Origin of the sequence: Pectinatus brassicae (assembly GCF_014201835.1) — a bacterium.
Classification (GTDB): Bacteria; Bacillota; Negativicutes; order Selenomonadales; family Selenomonadaceae; genus Pectinatus; species Pectinatus brassicae.
The window spans coordinates 22,650-38,938 of the sequence record NZ_JACHFH010000016.1; the positions used below are offsets into that span (position 1 = coordinate 22,650).

16 protein-coding genes are annotated in these 16,289 nt (G+C 37.5%); all 16 read right to left on the minus strand.

The annotated features are described in order from the left end of the window. Positions 1-2: 2 nt before the first annotated feature. Positions 3-329, minus strand: coding sequence for a YerC/YecD family TrpR-related protein (locus tag HNR32_RS07255; protein WP_183861175.1), 327 nt, complete (start codon positions 327-329; stop codon positions 3-5). A 143-nt stretch (positions 330-472) separates the two neighbouring features. After that, a complete protein-coding gene (locus HNR32_RS07260; RefSeq protein ID WP_183861177.1) occupies positions 473-1,276 on the minus strand; it encodes an MBL fold metallo-hydrolase in 804 nt (267 codons plus the stop codon). Positions 1,277-1,305: 29 nt separating this feature from the next. After that, complete coding sequence (ade, locus tag HNR32_RS07265) at positions 1,306-3,036, minus strand: adenine deaminase (RefSeq protein WP_183861179.1); 1,731 nt, start codon at positions 3,034-3,036, stop codon at positions 1,306-1,308. Next, complete coding sequence (gene ruvX, locus HNR32_RS07270) at positions 3,005-3,457, minus strand: Holliday junction resolvase RuvX (RefSeq protein ID WP_183861181.1); 453 nt, start codon at positions 3,455-3,457, stop codon at positions 3,005-3,007. The genes ade and ruvX overlap by 32 nt, the downstream gene beginning before the upstream one ends. After that, positions 3,450-4,640: a DUF3084 domain-containing protein gene (locus tag HNR32_RS07275; protein WP_183861183.1), complete on the minus strand. Its 1,191-nt coding sequence runs from the start codon at positions 4,638-4,640 to the stop codon at positions 3,450-3,452. Before HNR32_RS07275 ends, ruvX begins: the two co-directional genes overlap by 8 nt. A gap of 42 nt (positions 4,641-4,682) precedes the next feature. Next, positions 4,683-5,765 carry an LptF/LptG family permease gene (locus HNR32_RS07280; protein WP_183861185.1) on the minus strand — a complete coding sequence of 361 codons (1,083 nt, stop codon included), beginning with the start codon at positions 5,763-5,765 and terminating at the stop codon, positions 4,683-4,685. Between the two features lie 12 nt (positions 5,766-5,777). Further along, on the minus strand, positions 5,778-6,497 hold the full coding sequence (gene lptB, locus HNR32_RS07285; RefSeq protein WP_183861187.1) for an LPS export ABC transporter ATP-binding protein: 720 nt from the start codon (positions 6,495-6,497) through the stop codon (positions 5,778-5,780). A gap of 191 nt (positions 6,498-6,688) precedes the next feature. After that, positions 6,689-7,345: an LptA/OstA family protein gene (locus tag HNR32_RS07290; protein WP_260162575.1), complete on the minus strand. Its 657-nt coding sequence runs from the start codon at positions 7,343-7,345 to the stop codon at positions 6,689-6,691. A 35-nt stretch (positions 7,346-7,380) separates the two neighbouring features. Further along, entirely contained in the window at positions 7,381-7,941 is a 561-nt protein-coding gene (gene lptC, locus HNR32_RS07295) for an LPS export ABC transporter periplasmic protein LptC (RefSeq protein WP_183861191.1), read from the minus strand. Between the two features lie 2 nt (positions 7,942-7,943). Next, positions 7,944-8,843, minus strand: a complete 900-nt coding sequence (locus HNR32_RS07300) for a lysophospholipid acyltransferase family protein (RefSeq protein WP_183861193.1) — start codon at positions 8,841-8,843, stop codon at positions 7,944-7,946. 39 nt (positions 8,844-8,882) lie between these two features. Continuing rightward, the gene (locus tag HNR32_RS07305) at positions 8,883-9,455 is read right to left on the minus strand and encodes a KdsC family phosphatase (RefSeq protein ID WP_183861195.1); all 573 of its coding nucleotides are present in this window, start codon (positions 9,453-9,455) and stop codon (positions 8,883-8,885) included. Beyond that, positions 9,455-10,432: a KpsF/GutQ family sugar-phosphate isomerase gene (locus tag HNR32_RS07310; RefSeq protein WP_183861197.1), complete on the minus strand. Its 978-nt coding sequence runs from the start codon at positions 10,430-10,432 to the stop codon at positions 9,455-9,457. The genes HNR32_RS07305 and HNR32_RS07310 overlap by 1 nt, the downstream gene beginning before the upstream one ends. Positions 10,433-10,456: 24 nt before the next feature. Then, positions 10,457-11,281, minus strand: coding sequence for a 3-deoxy-8-phosphooctulonate synthase (gene kdsA / locus HNR32_RS07315; protein WP_183861199.1), 825 nt, complete (start codon positions 11,279-11,281; stop codon positions 10,457-10,459). A gap of 1 nt (position 11,282) precedes the next feature. After that, on the minus strand, positions 11,283-12,017 hold the full coding sequence (gene kdsB / locus HNR32_RS07320; protein WP_183861201.1) for a 3-deoxy-manno-octulosonate cytidylyltransferase: 735 nt from the start codon (positions 12,015-12,017) through the stop codon (positions 11,283-11,285). Positions 12,018-12,059: 42 nt separating this feature from the next. Further along, complete coding sequence (lpxK, locus tag HNR32_RS07325; protein WP_183861203.1) at positions 12,060-14,540, minus strand: tetraacyldisaccharide 4'-kinase; 2,481 nt, start codon at positions 14,538-14,540, stop codon at positions 12,060-12,062. Positions 14,541-14,543: 3 nt separating this feature from the next. Next, a complete protein-coding gene (locus HNR32_RS07330) occupies positions 14,544-16,283 on the minus strand; it encodes an ABC transporter ATP-binding protein (RefSeq protein WP_183861205.1) in 1,740 nt (579 codons plus the stop codon). Positions 16,284-16,289: the final 6 nt, after the last annotated feature.

Genomic DNA, 16,289 nt, shown 5'->3' on the forward strand with positions numbered 1-16,289 from the left:
AATTACTTTCTTCCTCCATTCTTTGCTTCACTGTCTTTTTGCACACCTAATCTATCAAGTACAATATTATAACCATCTGCACCATAATTTAAGCAGCGCTTAACCCGACTTATAGTTGCTGTACTAGCTCCGGTACGCTCCACTATTTCTTCATAAATATGTCCCTTACGCAGCATAGCCGCTACTTCCAAGCGCTGAGCCATCGATTTTATTTCACTTACTGTACATATATCTTCAAAAAACTGATAACACTCTTCTATATTTTCCAAGCTCAATACCGCTTCACACAAATGGTCATTTAAGTCATCTTTCAATTTTGGATTACTCATAATACTCTCCTATTACAATTATCTTTTTTTCGTTAAGTCTTTATCATGTAAAAGTATATATATAGTTATACACTAAAAAAGCGAAATAAGCAATGCCCGCCAATAAAAAAAACCATATTGAAATCATCCAATATGGTTACTGCTCAAAATTTTATTTTTTCCAAATCATCCGGAATATAAATACCGCCCCTAAAATACTGTTTAGCCTCAGCACTGTATTTTACCTTACGCTCAGGATATGTTTTATCCTCAGTATGATATAAAACTACAGCTTTGGCCTTAAGTCCTTGTACTGTTTCACAAGCCTCTTTAACTGTACTATGATGTTTTTCATACGGATTGAATTTATCCCTGTCAGCATATAAACAAAAAGCCTCTGACATTAAAAGATCACTGCCCACAACTATATCTTTACAATGTTCATTATAGGGTTCATCGCCTAAACAGCTAAGTTTATAACCATCGGCAAAAACAGCTGAAAAACCAAACTGCTGTTTTTTGGTGGAAAGTATATCAAAAAACGTAATATGCATATCCATACAGTCTTTTTCTTCTCCGTCAGAAACAACAGTAAGAACAATATTTTTATCGAGCTGCTGCAAATCCTTTTTCTTTAGGGTAAGCTCAGCAATACTCTTAATTATACTTATAACTTCTGCATGTCCATATATATATAATTTGCCAGTATATTTACTGGCTGCAAGTAAAGCTGCTATCTTTCTGATAATCCATACTACACCAAGCACATGATCAGTATGTCCATGAGTTACAAACATATGGTGGATATCGACATAATCAATACCGGCTTTTTCAATCTGCCCTAATATGCCATTGCCGCCGCCCGCATCAACTAAAAATGTTTCTTTAGGTAGTTTTATGGCAAAGCAGGTATTATAATATTTTGTTACCATGGCATTGCCCGTTCCCAGCATAACTATTTCCCGCATAATCTCCACTCCATTAAATCTAATATTATTTATAATTCAACTGTAGTAAAAGCAAATTTTTCAACGTCAAATAAGCCCATATCAGTAATCTTTAATTGTGGTATTACCGGCAGTGACATAAAACACAAGGTCATTATCGGGTCAAGCTCACGATTTACTTTGAGCTGTCCATACGCTGCTTTATGAATTTTCTCAAGCTGTTCACTTACCCAATATCCATCTTTATCACTCATTATTCCCGCTATTGGCATCGGCATATGTGCTATAACCTTACCATCTAAAGCTAGTACAATCCCGCCCTGTTGCTCAATTAAAGTCTGTGCAGCAAAATACATATCTTTATCATTTGTACCAACAACAATAATATTATGCGAATCATGGGCAATAGAAACAGCCACTGCACCCTGTTTTATGCCATAATTTTGCAATAATGCCACTGCTACATTACCTGTATATTTATGACGCTCAATAACTGCTATTTTAACAATATCGTCTTTAGGTGAATATATAAATTCCCCATCAGGAAACAATTTAACCTGAGCCTTACCATTACCTGTTACTACACCATCAGCTAAAATTTCTATTGTTTTTACTTTATCCGATTTTAATTTTAATGCCAGTTTATCAACAGTAAAATCTTTAACATGGCAGCTGCCCGTTACTGTATCGATAGGATATTTCTCAACCTGTGGCAGATATTTGCCATTACTGGCTGTTAATATCCCGCCAATATAAACATCGCTTACATTAAAATCCTCTAAATTATCCACTAAGACAAAATCAGCCCTTTTACCGGGAGCAATAGCACCTCTGTCCGTCAAATTATAACATTCAGCAGCATTAAGTGTTGCCATTTGTATCGCTGTAAAGGCATTAATACCAGCCTTAACGCAAATACGCAGATGATCTTCCAAATGTCCCTTATCAAAAATCGTTTTCGGCTGACGATCATCGGAGCATAATAGGCATCGTCTGGCATTAGCTGCTGTTACTCCAGGCAATAGATGCGGTAGATCACGACAAGCAGAACCATTACGCAATAATATATACATGCCGCAGGCAATTTTAGCTGTCATTTCCTCAACTGTTGAGCATTCATGATCATTACTGATGCCAGCAGCAACATAAGCGTTTAAATCCGTACCTGTTAAAGCCGGCCCATGTCCATCAATTATTTTTTTATTTTTCTTGGCCGTCAGCAGTTTTGCCATAACCTCATCATCAGCATTTATAACGCCGGGGAAATTCATAAATTCGCCTAATCCTAATATTTCATCCGATGCCATTGAATCTTTTATTGCCGCAGCACTAAGATTCGCTCCAGCGTTTTCAAACGGCGTTGCCGGCACACATGAGGGCATAACATATTGTATATCCAGCTTAGTGTTTTTCGCAGCATTTACCATATAATCTATGCCTGACAATCCACAAACATTAGCTATTTCATGCGGGTCAGCTATTATTGTTGATGTTCCATGCGGTACGAGCAGGGACCCAATTTCTTCGGGGCTTACGCAGGAAGATTCTATGTGGATATGACTGTCAATAAGTCCCGGCAGTATAAAAGCACGCTTGGCATCCACTTCTTGAATTCCTTCATATTGCCCGATACCAGCAATTAAATTATCACTGACAGCTATATCGCCTTCTATTATTTGGGAACTGTATACGTCAACTACCCGACAGTTTTTCAAGACAAAATCGGCCTTTTGGCGGCCTTTTGCTATATCAATCAGCTTCTTTAATTGTCTTTTTTCCATCATTTTCTCCCTTTATTCCTAGATTTTTCAAATATTTTTCGCCTATAATAACCGCTGCCCAGTCATCGACAGGCACCGGCGGAATGAGCATTCCTCTTGGTATAAGTCTTTTTATGCCCTTGGGCGGATTTTCCTGCCAGTAACGTTTTTTAGCCGCATCGGTTGTCCTGTATTCATCGATTACAGCTATACTTATTTGCTGGTATTTTTTCTGCAATAGCTGTAAAACATTTTTACTGGTAGTTCCACTGCCAATTACAACAGCAGCAATAGTATATTTTTTTTGCAGTTCATCCATGCAGGGAAACAAATCATTTTTAAGCACGGTCTTATGAAAAATAACTGTATTATCAATTGATAATACAGCTATTCCACATTTTTCCCGCCCTGGATCTATGGCTATTATATATTTTTTATTCATTGTTGTCTTGCCTTACCTTCAATATTAAGCGCAATGGTCCTAAAATATTGGTATTTCCCTGTGAATAGGCCGTCAATAATATTTTACCTTTATATTTAGTCAATTCATCAGTTACACTATACAGCTGATCCATACTTATAACGCCTATGGAACCACGCAGCGGATCGGGCAGCATACCATTGGCGGAAGCAATTTTATTTATATCATGCAAAAATTTAAATAATGTTTTTTGTGCTGTTGCCTGTGTACCATCGACTTCAAAATCGCCAGTTGCTACCAATTCTCTATTTTGATAAACAATTTTATTAGGATAAAGCTCAATATTAGTTCTTACCGGTTCATCTTTAACTAAATTAGCAGCGGCAATTAAGCGAACTACCATATCCTTATCAGAAGAACATATTTTATCTATAGCACTTTCATACTCACTGGGATAAAGCCACAAACCTTCTTTTACAGTTGTTTCGCCTGATTTAGCAGCAACCTTGGCGTTGGCAATAGTTATTAATTTAGCAAAATTTGACCGTACAGCATTCCGGTCTGTAGTGGCCGGCACTACACCGCCAAAAATAAGCTCACCAGCCTGATAAATAATTCTTTTACTGCTTAAATCACCATTGCGCTGAGCTAAATCATCATTTTGCTGCTGCAAATTGTCATTATTCTGCTGTAAATTACTATTTTCACCCTTGAGATTTTCATTGTAAATTTTAAGCTTATTATTATTTTCATCAAGGTAGACATTTTGTTGTTCTAAATTAGTATTAGCCGTCAGTAAAATTTCCTGCTGCGCTTTCATTTGCCGCGTTTTATCTTTCGCATCATCAAGTTCTATACGTGTTTTTTTTAGACTTGCTTCCATTTTTGTCTGCTGAGACTGTGCTAGCTGCAAATTTTTATTAGCCTTATTTAAATTAGTCTGTGACAAACTAATCTGCTGCTGTAATTTTTCCATACCAAAAAGTGCTGTCCGCACATCTTTAGAGGTAATTGCCAAAATGCCAAATGTTATTGTAGTAATAGCAAAACCTGTTACTATTGTCACTATTATTGACGTATGGCGCGGCCTTAAACCAAACAAAGTAAGCTTTTTTTTACCAACCTTACTGCCAAGTCTGTCACCAATAAAAGCTATTATTCCACCAACAATAATAAGTACTGCCATCAATAAAATTCCATGCATTATATACCCCTCCTTTTTACTAACAACACTTTTCTTTTATTATTATCGTGCCGCTTTACGAATGAGATACATACCAATAACAGCCCCTATAATATTAGGTATCCATACCGCCAATGCCGGCGGTATACCAATTCTGTCAATAACACTGGCAATGGTCATCAGGGTATAATAGATAAATATTATAATTATGCTAAGACCAAAACCAATTGACGAGCTGCTGCGATTAGGCTGTAAACCTAATGGTGCTCCTATCAATGTAAAAATAAGACTAGCCATCGGAATGGTAATGCGCTGATATAATTCTATCTGTAAATCGGTAGTATCAACATACTGGCTACGCATTATAGCAATTTGCTCAGTTAATTCTTTCATGGTCATTTCTTCTGGTTTTTTCTGGGCCCGAACGATATTATCAGGACTGTCCTGTATCGGCAGTTTTTGTGTGGCAAAATGCATTGTATGTGACATTTCGCCGTTAGCTATCGTATAAATTATGCCATTATGCATGAGCCAGCTATTACCGAGCCATTCACCATAATCGGCATTTTCTACCCGCACTAATTTACCATTTTCAAAATCCTGCATGGTAATCCATTCCATGCGGTTTTTCTTGGCATCAAAACGACGTGCATAAATAAGCCGCTGAATGCTGCCGTCTTTTATGTCCTTTAGGATAATATGCTCACGTGACTGTGGTGCCGAACTGTGTTTCACTTCATAATTTACCACATCAGAATAAGCCTGATTGGACCATGGCACAACATATTCATTAAAGGCAATCGCAAATAAACTTACACAAAAACCCATAATAACTACTGGGCGCATCAAACGATAGAAACTTATGCCGCAGGACTTCATTGCTGTTATTTCACTGCCGCCTGATAAACGTCCAAAAACCAGCAGGGCCGACAACAGCATGGACATAGGAAATGTCCATAACATAATTCCTGGCAGGCTGTAAACAAATAATCGGACTACTGCCGAAAACGACGCACCATATTTTGTCACATATTCAGCAATTCGGAACAATGTACCCGAGCCGATAAAAACAGCAGAAAAAGCAAATATGCCAAATAAAAATGCCAGTAATACTTCTTTTAATATATATCGGTCTAAAATTCGCATGTACAGTTGCTCCTATAAGGTAAAATTGTCGCCAAGATAAAATTTTCTTGCGACTTCACTATTGGCTATTGTTTCACTATCACCGGAAACAAGTATTTTGCCTGAATTCATTATATATGCTCTATCGACTATTTGCAGTGTTTCACGCACATTATGATCTGTTATCAATATTCCCATACCGCGTTTGCATAAATACGCAATTATATTTTGGATATCGGCAACAGCCAATGGATCGATACCGGCAAATGGTTCATCAAGCAATATGAATTGCGGTTCTAAAGCCAAACAGCGAGCGATTTCTGCACGACGTCGTTCACCACCAGACAACTGCATTCCCTGTCTTGTCTTTACATGCTCCAAACCAAATTCTTTTAATAAATCATCTTTTTTCTTTTCTTGCTCTGACTTAGAAATTCCTGTCGTTTCTAAAATTGCCATTAAATTTTCTTCCACAGTCAATTTACGAAAAATAGATGATTCCTGTGCCAAATAACTGATGCCCAGCTCTGCCCTTTTATGCATAGGCAGTTTGGTTACATCCATATCCGACAAATGTATATTTCCCTCTGTCGGTCGTTCCAGCCCGATTATCATATAAAATGTAGTCGTTTTACCAGCACCGTTTGGCCCTAGCAGTCCTACTATTTCCCCTTTATTTACTGTAAGCGAAATATCATTGACGACATTTCGTCCCTTATATGTTTTTATAAGATTTTTGGCTTCTATCTTCAAATTAGTACCCCCAAAACAGATTCGTACATAATAACCAACTAAAAAGTGCATATAAATATGCACTTTTTAGTATACAATAAAAGCCCGGCAACAACCAGTTTTTTATTTTTATTATATTTTATTAATTGTGTCATACCATGCCCGCATCTGCTGGAGGGTAAGACTCATTAGCAAGTATTAAATTTTATAAATTATTTTACTGCAGCTTGACCGGCGTCATTTAGATATAATGTCAATCTATCGCCGCGGATCGTATTATTGTCCTGCATGGCAACTGCATGTCCCTGCAAAATAGCTTTACCACTGCCATCGCTGTAATAATCAGCATTATCACTATAGGCATCAATATTACGCGTCTGACTAACTATATGAACATTGCCTGTTGCTATAAAATGATTTTCTTTCATATATGCTTCCAAATGGTTTCCCGTTATACTGCCATCGGCTGTAACTATTGTTCCACCATTAGGCATAACGGCATAATCCGTTTGCGAATTATACTCCAATCGGCTGCCTGTTATTGTTTTATCTTGTTTATGTGCTACTACATTGCCGCTGGCAACAAGATTATTTGCTCCCTGAGTAAATATTTCATTAGCAGTCATATGCAGATCATCTTTATCGGCTACAACATTGCCCGTAACACTGCCCTGCTGCGTTTTTGTATTATATACTGCCTTTTGTCCGGTAATTTTAGAACCTTCCTGCACCATGACAACATTTCCCGTAGCTGTAATGACTCCACTTTGTGTATTATATTCTATAGTATCAGCATTTACCTCTGTCGGTTTATTATTGCTGGCAGCAAAAACGTTACCCATACAAAGTGCCAGCGTTAAAAATGACATTATAAACACTATTTTAAATTTGGAATTTATCGCCATCATTGTACTCCTTTTATTATATGAGCATTACCTGATAATTTAAAAGCAGTAAAACCATTGTTGCTTTCAATTTTATCACCAGTAGCCTGCATATTGTCGCGCACGATCTTAACCTTGCCTTCACCTGTAAATAAAGCCTTAGCATTATCCCAAGTCACTTTTTCCGCATCAAATTTGAGTCCGGCATTATCTTCGGCATGCACTTTTTTATCGAGAATAATATTCTTCTTAGCATCATCATAAAAACCATGCGGTGAAGTTATTGTAAGTACTTTTCCATCATCACCATAGTACTTGCCATGAATATTTTTCAATTCAGCCATTTTAGTTGTAACATTCATATCGATATTATCGGCCTTTATTTCCCATATTTTCTTGCCATTTTTTTCTTCGACGATAGTATTAGCACCATATTTCATGGTGTTCTCTTTTTTTATCTGCTGCTGTGATTTATTTTCCGGTGTTGGCTTAGTTACTACTGCCCATACACAAATACCGATAGCAAATATAATAAAAACATATATAGCCAGCTTCTTTTTATCTTGTTTAAATTTTTTCATATTTACCGTCTTCCTGCTACATGATGTTTTATTTTCATTTCATCTTCTGATGTATTCCAGCGTTTTTGAAACCACAACCACTGCGTAGGGTTTTCTATTATTACCTTTTCCACAAAACGTGTCATCTCAGTAGTGAAATTAAATAAATCTTTATCCTCATCACCTGAATCATGATACCGCATAATATCACCTACAATAAGGCGATGCTTGCCATCAGGCCGTCGCACGATAAATAACGGCACTACCGGTGAAGAAAATTTACGGGCAAAAACAGCTGGTCCTAAAGGCGTGGAAGCCTTTTTCCCTAAAAAATCAATAAATGCACCACCAGGACCTGCATCCTGATCGGCTAAAAATCCTAGGATTTTACCTTTTTTTAATGCTCTTGCTGCTGCCAAAAGTTCGCTTGTACCTCGGGCAAAAACCTCTACCCCAACCATTTCACGATATTCATTTAAAATACGCGTATGCTGTAAATTGGGCTGCGGCTTCACAATTGTAGTTGTTGGCATACCATTAAAAGCCAGTGCTGCCGCCATCCATTCCCAATTTCCCACATGGCCTGTAAGAACTACTACGCCATGCTGTTCGTCTAATGCCGTCCGCAGTTTTTCCAGCCCTGCGGGATCAACATAATCATTTATATTATCTTTATTAAGACGCGGCATATAAAGTATTTCCATAAAGGTTCTTCCCATATTTATAAAGGATTCCTTTATTATTTTTGCCGCTTCCTCTTCCGTATTGCCAAGAGACGCTCGCATTTGTGCAATGGCCCTTTTACGCTCCTTTGCTATCAGATGAAAATATGCTATTCCCAATCCTTTTCCCATATACATTAAACATTTATGCGGCAGCAAACAAACGCAAAAGCTCAAAAACTTCAATATTTTGTATTGCAAAACGACTCTTCTCCTCTCCAGCTTATGTCATTTAGTACTTTATTGTGCCTTATTATCAAATAATTTAGCAGAATTAGCTTCATGCATATAATCATCAATTATCTGCTGCCATTTTCCTTGTGCCTTTAATATAAATTCTACTATCTGCCTCACGGCACCTGCTCCGCCAGCAAAATCACTGACAAGATGTGCTGTTTGCTGTACCTCAAGCACAGCATCTCCTACAGCTGCTGCAAAGCCAACTTTAGTCATTATTGGTAAATCAACTATATCATCACCAATATAAGCTATCTGTTCATCTGTTACCGAAAACTCCTGTTTTAATTTAGCGAAAGCATCCAGCTTATATAATTGCCCTTGATAAACAGCATCAAATTTTAATTCCTGACCGCGTGTAGCCACTATTTGTGATTTACGACCAGTTATTATGGCTATTTTTATGCCATTTTGTCGGGCGAGACTTATTCCCAGTCCATCACGCACAAAAAATGTTTTTAAACTTTCACCATTATCACCATAATAGAGTTTTCCATCACTTAAAACACCGTCAACATCAAAAATTATCAGCCGAATTTTATTGGCTTTTTGTTCAGCTTGCTGTTTTAACTGCATTATACCACACCCTGACGCAATAAATCTGTAAGATGTACTATACCTACAGGATTATTTGCTTCATCTATTACCGGTAATACAGTAATTGGACGAGGTTTATGCTTTTCCATAATGCTTAATGCTTGCGCTGCCATTTTATTTTTAGCGATTGTAAGCGGTGCTTTGGACATCATATGCTCAACCGGTTCATTTAAAAATTCGATTCCTTTAGCCAAACCACGTCTTATATCACCATCAGTGACAAGTCCAATAAATTTACCATTATCATCGACTACCGAGGTTGCACCTAATCCTTTATCAGTCATTAAAAATAAAGCTTCTTTAGCAGTTTTACCTTTAGCAATAATAGGATTATCCTCGCCGCTGTGCATAACATTTTCCACCGTTAATAACAACCGGCGACCCAATGCTCCGCCGGGATGAAATACGGCAAAATCATTAGCTGTGAAATTGCGTGCCGATAATAATGCAATAGCTATCGCGTCCCCCATAGCCAATGTTGCTGTTGTACTGGCAGTAGGTGCCAATCCTAATGGGCAAGCTTCTCTTTCAATACTGACATCAACATAGTACTCAGCATATTTGCCTAAAGAAGAATCTCTTTTACCGCACATAGCAACTATTGATGCACCAATTCTTTTAATTATTGGCAGTATGTTTACAACTTCAGTTGACTCACCGCTATGTGACAGAGCCATAACTATATCATCAGCTGTAACCATTCCTAAGTCACCATGAAAAGCTTCACCTGGATGCATAAAAAATGACGGCGTACCAGTACTTGCTAAGGTTGCTGCAATTTTTCTGCCAATATGTCCCGATTTTCCCATGCCAGTTAAAATAACCCGGCCTTTACAATCCAATATTGCTTTTACTACAGTTTCAAATTCATCATTTATATGTGGTATTAGAGCTTTTACCGCATCCGATTCAATCGTTAGTGTTTCTATTGCTTTTTCATTTATTGACCCCTGCATATCAAATCCCCCAACCATTTTATTTTAAAAATGTTTTTTTGTTATTTCATGAATAGCTATAGCATCTTTTAATATTGCTTCTAAATTATCAAGCTTAACCATATTAGGACCGTCGGACAAGCCTTCTTCTGGATTATCGTGTACTTCCATAAACAAGCCGTCTACACCAGCCCCCACTGCTGCCCGTGTCAGATATTCAACATATTCACGATTTCCTGCTGAACAAGTACCGCCACCGCCTGGCAATTGTACACTATGCGTAGCATCAAATATTACCGGATAACCAAATGAACGCATTATAGGAAAAGTACGCATATCGACAACTAAATTATTATAGCCAAATGAAGCTCCACGTTCAGTAAGCATAATATTATTATTGCCTGCACTTTCGAGTTTATCAACAACATTTTGCATATCTTTAGGTGCAAGGAACTGACCTTTTTTTACATTAACTGGTAAGCCGCTTTTAGCTGCTGTATATAATAAATCGGTCTGACGACATAAAAATGCTGGTATTTGCAAAGCATCAAGCACTTTAGCTGCTGGTGCTACCTGTTCTTCCGTATGTATATCACTTATAATCGGCACATTGAGTTCATCTTTGATTTTATGTAAAATTTCAAGACCTTCCTCAATTCCCGGTCCGCGAAACCCCTTATAAGATGAGCGGTTAGCTTTATCAAAAGATGCTTTAAATACATAAGAAAGGCCTAATTTATCAGCAATTTCCTTAGCCTGTTTACCAATTTTAAGACTTCTTTCATAACCTTCCAGTACACATGGTCCTGCTATCAATAATAAAGGATTGCCCGGTCCTACCTGTAAATTACCTATTTTTACATTTTTCATGTTAACAGCCTTCTTTCTGCTTATAATATTCATTGACTTTTATAAGATCCGCGGGTGTGTCCACCCCGATAAATCTCTTATCTGAAGTTATTACTTTTATTTTATAACCGTTTTCAATAGCTCGTAATTGCTCTAATGATTCCGTCTGTTCTAATGGTGTTGGTTCCATCTGGGCATATTTAAGGAGAAACTCTCTGCGGTAAGCATATATACCGATATGTTTATAAACCGGCACATTATTATCATTACGTGGATAGGGTATTAATGAGCGCGAAAAATATATGGCATAATCATTTTTATCAGTAATTACTTTTACATTGCCCGGCTCATTTTTTTCTTCTTCGAGCATTGGTGTTTTCACCGTTGCCATCATTAATGTATCATCTTCAATAAACAATTGGCCTAATCTATCAATGAGTTTAGGCTCAATAAGAGGTTCATCACCTTGGATATTTATAATAACATCGGCATCAGGATATTTCTGGGCAGCCTCAGCCAACCTATCCGTTCCTGTAAAGTGATCACTGCGGGTCATAATAGCTTTTCCGCCCGCTTTTTCTACCGCTTCATAAATACGTTTATCATCAACAGCAACAATAAAATCATCAGGCACAGCCGCTTTTATCGCCTGTTCATATACTCTTACTACCAACGGCTTACCTGCAACATCAGCTAACGGTTTTCCCGGCAGTCGTGTCGAAGAATAACGTGCTGGTATAATACAAATTATTTTCATTACGTATTGCTCTCCTTCACCAAATATTGCATTGACTAATTGTTATTTATTCTTTGGCGGCAGATGTTCCTGTAAATATGTTTGGAATTCATCAGCACCTTTTTGGAACTTAATTGCAATACTTATTATATATATAGGAATTCTATTTTCCTTATTAATGATTTCTTTAGGAAATTTAACAGCATCCTTATCAGTTATCACCAAAGCCTCTGCCCCACGTTTTTGCGCCTGCTCCATCACTGCTGCAATCTCACTTGTTGTATAATCATGATGATCAGGAAAACGAATACTTTCTACGATAACTGTACCAATACTTTGTAAGGTCTGCTCTAACGACGCAGGATTACCAATTGCCGAAACAGCCACTATTTTACAGCCCGCCATTTCGTTTATTTTTTTGCCGCTGCAGCCAATATTTGTTGACCAATCACCTATCTCAACAAATCCCTTAGGATTATGGATACTCTCAACTACTAAGGCATGATCATTGTTTTTCGCCAATGTTTCCCTAATATATTCACAAGAATGTGGTGCAGCTTGATCTACTTTTGTCAACAGACAGATATCAGCTCTGTCAAGATGTGCTAGTGATTCCCGCAATGTACCGCGCGGCAATACATGACCATTACCGAAAACATTTATCGAATCAACCAATAATATATCAAGATCGCGTTTTAGCTGCCAATGCTGGTAACCATCATCCAGTATCGCAATTTCCACGCCAAAATGTTCAATAGCATACTGTCCTGTAAGAGAACGGTCTGGACCAATTAATACCGGAACGTCCGGTAAATTCTTAGCCAATAAATAAGCTTCATCACCGGCCTGTGCAGCTGTCATTAACAGTTCCTTACCATCAGAAACCACTCCGACATCGCCCTTCCATTTAGCGCGATATCCACGATTCAGTATTGCCACCTTGTAGCCCATACTACTTATTTCTCTAGCTAAACGCTGTGATGTTGGTGTCTTTCCCGTTCCGCCAACTGTTATATTGCCAATACTTATAACATAACAGTCTATTTTTTCTTGTTGCAGTAAATTACGTTTATACAACCATAATTTTAAATTTACGAGTTTTTCATATATAAAAGAAAAAACATCTAATATACTTATTATTACATGGCCTGTAAGATTCTTTTTTCGCCGACCATGAACTAATTCAAATAAATACGTCTGGAAATTTTCCACGGCTTCAGTTGACGGTACCGATAATGTCTTAGGATTTTCTCCTAAACTCTCCAAGACTTCACGCAGTATTAATGCTGAACGGCGCGACGCACCTTTATTTTCATTTATTATTTTTAAGCTGGCCGCTTCCATATCATGACGAATCTGCGGATGCCTAAATAAATTTACAATTTCATTACCAAGTCCTGCACTGTTTTCCACTGTTATGCAGGCATTATTTTTTGTGAACAGCATATAGGTATCTTTAAAATTAAACATATTCTTGCCAACAATTATTGCTTTGCCATGTGCCGCTGGCTCCAGTATATTATGTCCGCCATGTGGGATAAGACTGCCACCAACATATATGACATCACCTGTACTGTATATTTTACCAAGTTCCCCAATAGTATCCAAAATAACAATATCATGATCATATGAGCATTTTTCCTTCAAATCAGTACGAAAAGCCACAGAAAATCCGGACTGCGTACATATCATTTTTACATCCTCTTTACGTGATATTTTACGCGGTGCTATTATCATTTTTATTTTTGGAAAAATCTGTCTGACCTGTTTAAAAGCATCAAGGATATATTTTTCTTCTCCCTTATGGGTGCTGCCGGCAATTATAATTCCCTCAGCCGTATCTAAACCCATTTCAGAAATCAGTTGCATTTTTTCTTTATCAGATACATCTGTATATGTTTGGTCAAATTTTGTATTGCCAGTTACTGCCACCATCTTGGGATCTGCCCCTAAACGCATTATATAGGAAGCATCAATTTCCGACTGCATGGCAAATTTATTAACAGTTCCTATCATATCTGTTAATAAACTGAACATATATTGATATCGCTTGACGCTTTTATCGCTTATTCGGCCATTGACCATCATTACTGCAACATTATAGCGACGTGCTGCTTTAAGCAAATTTGGCCATAATTCGGTCTCCACTGGCAAAAAAATGCGCGGCCGTATTTTCTTTACGGTGTTAGCTGCCAAGAATGGCAGATCCAACGGAAAATAAATTATGCTGTCAGCATCTTTTATTATTCGATTAGCCATCGTATAACCTGAACAAGTAACTACTGATATCAATATGGGAATATGGGGAAATTCTCTGCGAAATTCTTTTATAAGCGGGCTGGTAGCCACAATTTCGCCTACTGATGCTGCATGTACCCATATACAGTCTTTTTTAGCCACCTTATCTAACGCATGCTTGGGCAAAAAACCAAAACTCTGCTTCATACGCTCGCCAAACCCTTTTTCCTTTATCAGACGCACAAGAAAATACGGCAGCAGCATAATTATCAGCAATACAACTACAATATTATATAGTATTTGCATTAATCACACCTGCCTAGATTTTTTATCATTAAACTGGATATTATACAAATGGCTATATAACCCATTATTGGCCAATAGTTCCGCATGTGTTCCAGCTTCTTTCATTTCACCATTTTCCATAACAATAATTTTATCTGCCTGCAAAACAGTTGACAAACGGTGCGCAATTACAAAAGAGGTGCGCCCCACCATTAATTTATCAAGCGCGTCTTGAACTAGTTCTTCGCTTTCTGTATCAAGTGCCGAAGTTGCCTCATCCAATATTAAAATACGTGGGTTTTTTAATATTGCCCGGGCAATAGCCACTCTTTGGCGTTGTCCGCCCGATAACGAAATACCACGCTCACCAATTTTAGTATCATAGCCATCTTTTAAATCTAAAATAAAATTATGGGCATTAGCCGCCTTAGCAGCCGCAATGACCTCTTCATCTGTAGCTTCTAATCGACCATAACGAATATTATGCATTACAGTATCACTAAACAGCATTGTTTCCTGCGGTACTATGCCAATTTGTTCACGCAGGGAATCTATTGTTACATCACGAACATCATACCCATCAATCAGAACCTGACCTGATGTTATATCATAAAAACGCGGAATCAAATTTACAATGGTTGTCTTGCCGGCACCGCTTGGTCCAACAATAGCAATAACTTGTCCCTGTTTTGCCGTAAGATTAAGATTATTGATTACTGGGCGACCTTTATCATAAGCAAAAACAACATCCTTAAACTCAACGCGCCCTTCAACTTCTGGCAAAATAATGGCATTATCTCTATTATGAATAGATTCTTCGGTATCGAGTACTGAAAAAACCCTATCTGCTGCTGCCATTGCCTTTTGTATTGTTCCAAATACACGGCTGATTCTTTTTACCGGATTAGCTAAATTAACCGCATAAGTCAAAAAAGCAACTAATGAACCAGCTGTAAGATGTCCATGTACAACCTGATAGCCGCCAAACCATAAGATAAGCGTTACAATAATAGCTGCTAAAAATTCCACTGTCGGTGTAAGCATCGACATAAGCTGTACGCTTTTCATATTGGCGCGGAAATTTAAGTAATTTTGTTTTTGAAACCGTTCTATTTCATAATCTTCCCGCACAAAAGATTTTATAACCCTCACTGCCGAAATACTCTCCTGCAGTAAAGACGTAATATCAGCAGTACGTTCCTGCACTACTTTCCCGCTAACTTTAAGTTTTTTGCCAAATATCTTCATGGCCTGACCTATTAATGGAACAACTACAATTGTTAATAATGCCAACTTCCAGTCAAGATAAAACATCATACAAACCGAACCAATGAAGATAGACACTTCTGTTACTAAGTCAATAAGACTATTGACTAAAGCATTCTGTAAAGCTGCCACATCATTTGTTATATAACTCATAATTGTTCCAGTCTGTTTTTTTTCATAATAAGACAGCTGAAACTCCTGAAATTTCTTATATAACACTTCCCGTATATCAATTATGACTTTTTCCGCCACATAAGAAACGAGATATGTTTGTCCATAATAAAATAGACCACGAAAGAAAAATACAACAATAATACCAATCCCCAGCATATTAAGCGTTGTCATATCCTTCTGTGCCAAAACCTTATCAATAAGGTCTTTTATTATCCATGGCACGTAAAGATTGGCTGCCGCAGCAAATATAATACAAATAACAGCCATGCCCAAGCGTGGTATATACGGTTTTATAAACAATAAAAGTCTCTTATAATTCTCCATACTTCA